The sequence below is a fragment of the Kitasatospora sp. NPDC002965 genome, from assembly GCF_040611255.1.
In the GTDB taxonomy this organism is placed as follows: domain Bacteria; phylum Actinomycetota; class Actinomycetes; order Streptomycetales; family Streptomycetaceae; genus Kitasatospora.
In genome coordinates, this window is record NZ_JBEXNT010000119.1 from 1 (window position 1) to 5934 (window position 5934).

2 protein-coding genes are annotated in these 5934 nt (G+C 74.8%); both read left to right on the forward strand.

What is annotated here, in order from left to right; genetic code table 11:
- The first annotated feature begins 325 nt into the window (after positions 1-325).
- Complete coding sequence (locus ABZY91_RS32765) at positions 326-2788, forward strand: RICIN domain-containing protein (RefSeq protein ID WP_355406680.1); 2463 nt, start codon at positions 326-328, stop codon at positions 2786-2788.
- Positions 2789-2935: 147 nt separating this feature from the next.
- Entirely contained in the window at positions 2936-5815 is a 2880-nt protein-coding gene (locus ABZY91_RS32770) for a glycoside hydrolase family 2 TIM barrel-domain containing protein (protein WP_355406682.1), read from the forward strand.
- The last annotated feature ends 119 nt before the right edge of the window (positions 5816-5934 follow it).

The following is a 5934-nucleotide window of genomic DNA, read 5'->3' on the forward strand; positions in this document are numbered from 1 at the left end:
GGCTGCCTGGAGAACGGCCTCACCGTCCAGGGCATCAACTCCTTCTGGCAGAACGTCGCCCAAGGCGCCCTCCTCGTCGCCGCCGTCGTCATCCAACAACGCCGCAACGGCGAACGCGCCGTCGGACTCCCCTCCTGAGCCCCGGGCTCCGGTCCCACCCGCCGGAGCCCGGCACCGGCCGGCGAGGGCGTCCCGTCGGGTGGGACGCCCCCGTCTGCCCCACCGCGCCGCGTGCGGGCACGCGGCGCGGCAGCCGCACGGCACCACCGTTCCATGGCCCCACCGCACCACCTCCCACCCACATCGACACGGAGGTCGGACCCTCATGGACACCACCCCGGGAACGTCCCGGACCACCCCCGCCTTACGGCCCGTCGTCGGCGCGCTCACCGCCCTGGCGCTCTGCTGGGCCGTGCTCCTCGGCTGGCCCGGCGGCGCGACCGCCCGGGCCGCCGGCCCGACGACCGCCGTCACGGTCGACGGCGCCGGCGCCGGCCGGACCTTCGACGGCGTCGGCGCCATCAGCGGAGGCGGCGGCAACTCCCGCCTGCTCGTCGACTACCCCGAGCCGCAGCGCACCCAGATCCTCGACTACCTCTTCACCCCCGGCCTCGGCGCCGCCCTGCAGATCCTCAAGGCCGAGATCGGCGGCGACACCAACTCCACCGACGGCGCCGAGTCCTCGATCGAGCACACCCGGGGCGCGGTCGACTGCCGGGCCGGCTACGAGTGGTGGGTCATGGAGCAGGCCAAACTGCGCAACCCGGCGATCAAGCTGTACGGCCTCTCCTGGGGCGCGCCCGGCTGGATCGGCAACGGCAACTTCTGGTCCCAGGACATGATCGACTACCTGATGCGGTGGATGGGCTGCGCCCGGCAGCACAACCTGACCGTGGACTACCTCGGCGGCTGGAACGAGCGCGAGTTCGACGCCTCCTGGTACAAGAAGCTGCGCGCCGCCCTCGACACCAACGGCTACACCGCCACCAAGGTGGTCGGGGCCGACGACAACTGGGACATCGCCACCGCGATGCGCCAGGACGGCGCCCTCGCCGACGCCGTGGACATCATCGGCGCCCACTACCCCTGCCAGTACCGGTCACCGATGACCACCTGCGCCAGCAGCGCCGACGCGCGCGCCACCGGCAAGCAGCTGTGGGCCAGCGAGAACGGCTCCGACGACGCCCACGCCGGAGCGCCCGCCATCGCCCGCGGCATCAACCGCGGCTACCTGGACGCCAGGATGACCGGCTTCCTCAACTGGCCGCTGGTCGCCTCGATCTACCGCAACCTCGACTACAACACCATGGGCCTGGCCATCGCCGACCAGCCGTGGTCCGGCGCCTACAGCATCGGGCGCAGCACCTGGGCCACCGCCCACACCACCCAGTTCACCCAGCCCGGCTGGAAGTACCTCGACGGCGCCTCCGGCTACCTCGGCGGCGCCCGGGCCAACGGCAGCTACGTCAGCTACCGCTCGCCGGACCGGTCGGCCTGGTCGACCGTGTTGGAGACCATGGACGCCACCGCCGCGCAGACCGTGACCTTCAGGGTCGCCGGCGGCCTGCCGGGCGGGGCCCTGCACGTCTGGTCCACGGACCTGTCCGGCCCGAACGCCACCGCCCACCTGGTGCGCGGCGCCGACCTCACGGCGGCCGGCGGGGCGTACACGCTGCGTCTCGACCCGGGGCGTCTCTACACCGTCACCACCACCACCGGCCAGGGTGCGGGTACTGCCGCCGGACCGGCCCGGGCGCTGCTGCCGCTCCCGTACGGCGACAGCCTCGCGGGTGGCGGGGCGGGCCGCGAGGCCCGGTACCTGACCACGATGAACGGGGCCTTCGAGACCGCCCCGTGCGCCGGCGGGCGCGCCGGGAACTGTCTGCGCCAGCAGTCCCCGCACTCCCCGATCCGGTGGACCGACGAGGCGAGCTACCATCCGTACGCGCTGCTGGGCGGGCTCGACTGGTCGGACTACACGGTGAGCGCGAACGTCCTGCTGGAGCGGCCCGGGACGGTGGAGATCCTCGGCCGGGCCGGTACCCAGCGCCACAACAACAAGGGGCTCAACGCCTACCACCTGCGGCTGTCCGACACCGGGGCGTGGTCGCTGCTCCGTTCGGACAGTTCCTGGACCTTCACCACCCTCGCGAGCGGTACGGTGCCGGCGCCGGGGACCGGGAGCTGGCACCGGCTCGGGCTGACCTTCGGCGGCGCCGCCATCACGGTGGCCGTCGACGGGGCCGTGGTCGGGGGTGCCACGGACCGGACGCTGGGCGCGGGCCAGGTCGGGCTCGGGACGGGCGGGTACTACGGCGCGCAGTTCGCCGACCTGTCGGTCACGCCGGGCGCCCCGCGGGCCCTGGCCGGCACGTACACGGTGGTCAACGCCAACAGCGGCAAGGTCCTCGACGCGTACGCCCGGGGCACTGCGGACGGCACGCCCGTCGTCCAGTGGGACGGCAACGGCGGCGCCAACCAGCAGTGGCGGCTGACCCCTGCCGAGGGCGGCTACTACACCGTCACCGGTGTCGCCAGCGGGAAGGCGTTGGCGGTGTCGGGCGGCTCGGTGGTGCCCGGCGCGCCGCTCGACCTCCGGACCGGCGACGGCGGCACCGGTCAGCAGTGGCTGGTCGCGCCGTCCGACTCCGGCACCTTCGTGCTGGAGAGCCGCTCGGACGGCCAGCTCGCGGATGCCGGGTCGTCGAAGACGTCCGGCGCGAAGGTGGTCCAGCAGCCGGCCAACGGCAAGGTGCAGCAGCACTGGAAGCTGGTGCCGGTGGGCTGATCCGGAGGGGGCGCGGCCCGGGCGGGGGCGGCCGCCGGGTCCGCGCAGGTTCCGGACACCGCCGGGTCCGCCGCCCGCCCGTCCCCCGTCCTTCGCCCGTGGCCGCCTCGGCCCGGGCGCACATCGGCCGTTCCGACGAGAGGAACCATGTCCGCCCCATCGAGTCCCCTCCCCGCCCACCACGAGGACTTCTCCCCCGGTTCGGGCTGTCTGCCGCCCCGCGCCTGGTACCCGGCGTCGGACGCGTTCCGGCTGCCGTTGGACGGCCGGTGGCGCTTCCGGCTCTCCCCCTCGGCCGACACGCACGACGAGTCGTTCGCGCGGCCCGGGCACGACGCGTCCGGCTGGGACGAGCTCGCCGTGCCCGGGCACTGGGTGCTCCAGGGGCACGGCGCGCCCGCCTACACCAACACGCTGTACCCGTTCCCGGTCGACCCGCCGAGGGTGCCGACGGAGAACCCGACCGGCGACCACCTGCGGTACTTCGACCTGCCCGACGGCTGGCCGAGCGGCGGGGACGCCGTGCTCCGTTTCGAGGGCGTCGAGTCGTGCGCCCGGGTGTGGCTCAACGGGTGCGGGCTCGGGGACTTCAAGGGCAGCCGGTTGCCGCACGAGTTCCCGGTGGGCGGCCTCCTGCGGCCCACCGGGAACGTGCTCGCCGTCCGGGTCCACCAGTGGTCCTCCGGCAGCTACCTGGAGGACCAGGACCAGTGGTGGCTGCCGGGGATCTTCCGTGAGGTGACGCTGCTGCACCGGCCGGCGGGGGCGGTCGGGGACTTCTTCGTCCACGCCTCGTACGACCACCGGTCGCGGACCGGCACGCTGTGCGTGGAGAGCGAGGTGCCCGGCCGGGTCACCGTGGCCGAGCTCGGCCTCGACCTCGCCACCGGCGAGAGCGCCACCGTCCCCGTCGAGGCGTGGACCGCCGAGACGCCGAGGCTGTACACCGCCGAGCTGGCGACGCCGGGCGAGCGGGTCCCGCTGCGGATCGGTTTCCGTTCGGTCGCCGTCGAGGACGGGGTCCTCACGGTCAACGGCCGGCGGGTCCTGTTCCGGGGCGTCAACCGCCACGAGTTCCACCCCGGGACGGGGCGGACGGTGGACCTGGAGACCATGCGGACGGATGTGCTGCTGATGAAGCGGCACAACGTCAACGCTGTCCGTACCAGTCACTATCCGCCGCACCCCGCCTTCCTCGACCTCTGCGACGAGTTCGGGCTCTGGGTGGTCGACGAGTGCGACCTGGAGACCCACGGTTTCGAGCCCCTCGGCTGGCGGGGCAATCCCGCGGACGACGACCGCTGGACCCCGGCCCTGCTCGACCGCGCCGCCCGTACGGTCGAGCGCGACAAGAACCACCCCAGTGTCCTGGTCTGGTCGCTCGGCAACGAGTCCGGCACCGGCCGGGGCCTCACCGCCATGGCGGACTGGATCCGCGGCCGCGACCCGTCCCGGTTGCTGCACTACGAGGGCGACCCCTCCTGCCGGGACACCGACCTCTACGCCCGGATGTACGCGGACCACGCCGAGGTCGAACGCATCGGCCGGCGGGAGGACGGCGGGCCCGGGCGGCGGAGCGAACTGCCCTTCGTGCTCAGTGAGTACGCCCATGCGATGGGCAACGGGCCGGGTGGGCTGGCCGAGTACCAGCGGCTGTTCGAGACGTACCCGCGCTGTCAGGGCGGCTTCGTCTGGGAGTGGATCGACCACGGGCTGGCCCACCCGGAGCACGGCCACGCCTACGGCGGTGACTTCGGGGAGGAGCTGCACGACGGCACCTTCGTCTGCGACGGTCTGCTCCTCCCCGACCGCACGCCCTCGCCGGGCCTGGCGGAGTTCAAGAAGGTGGTCGAGCCGGTCCGGATCGGGCCCGGTGGCGCCGCCGGGAGCGTCCGGGTGACCAACCTGCACGACCACGCCGACCTGTCGCGGCTCGCCTTCACCTGCCGTTACGACGTCGAGGGCACGGTGGTGGAGGAGCGGGACCTCGTCGTGCCCGCGCTCGGGCCCGGTGCGTCCGCCGAGCTGACGCTGCCCGTGCCGCGGAGTCCGGGCGGGGAGGGCGAGTCGGGTTGGACCGTGCGCGCGGTGCTGGCCGAGGACACCGTCTGGGCCCGGAGGGGTCACACCGTCGCCTGGGGCCGGATTCCCGGCGGCCGTCGCCGGCCCCTGCCGGCCGCGCGTGGCCGGGCGCCCCGGGCCGGGGACGGCCGGATCGTGCTCGGCCCCGCCGTGTTCGACGCGCGCAGCGGCGCTCTGACCCGGCTGGGGCCGGTGCCGGTGACCGGGCCGCGGCTGGAGGTGTGGCGGGCGACGACCGACAACGACCGGGGGCCGCAGTGGCGGCCCGAGGAGCAGCTCGACCGGCAGTGGCGCCGGGTCGGCCTGCACCGGCTGCGCCACCGGCTGGACGGGGTCGACCTGACGGAGGACGCCGTGACGGTGCGGACGCGGGTCGCGCCCGCGGGGACCTCGCTCGGTCTGCGGACGGTCTACCGCTGGTGCGCCGACGCGGACCGGCTGCGTCTGACCGTGACGGTGGTCCCCGAGGGTGAGTGGACGGTGCCGCTGCCCCGGTTGGGTGTCCGGCTGGGTCTGCCGGCCGGGTTCGGCCGGGCCCGGTGGTTCGGCGGCGGCCCCGGCGAGGCGTATCCGGACTCGTGCGCGGCCTCGCTGGTGGGCGTCCACGCGATGGACGTGGACGCGATGCAGACCGCGTACGTGCGTCCGCAGGAGAACGGTTCCCGGGCGGACGTCCGCCGGGCGGAGCTGACCGACGGGGGCACGACGGTGCGGATCGAGGGCGAGCCGGTCTTCCGGTTCGCGGCGCGCCGCTGGACCACCGAGCAGCTCGACGCGGCCCGGCACCGGCCGGACCTCGTCGCGGGTGACACGGTCTGGGTCCACCTGGACCACGCGCAGCACGGCATCGGTTCGGCGTCGTGCGGGCCCGGTGTCCTGCCCGAGCACCGGCTGGCCGCCGCCCCGGCGGAGTTCGCGTTCGTGCTCTCCGCAGCCGGCGGCTGACGCGGCGGAGGTGGTGCGCAACGGCCGAGACGGACCCCCACCCCCCCCCGGGGGGCGGGAGCCCCGAGGGCCCCCCGCCCCGGTCGCGCCCCCCCGCGGGCCCCCCCGGGGCTGGGGCC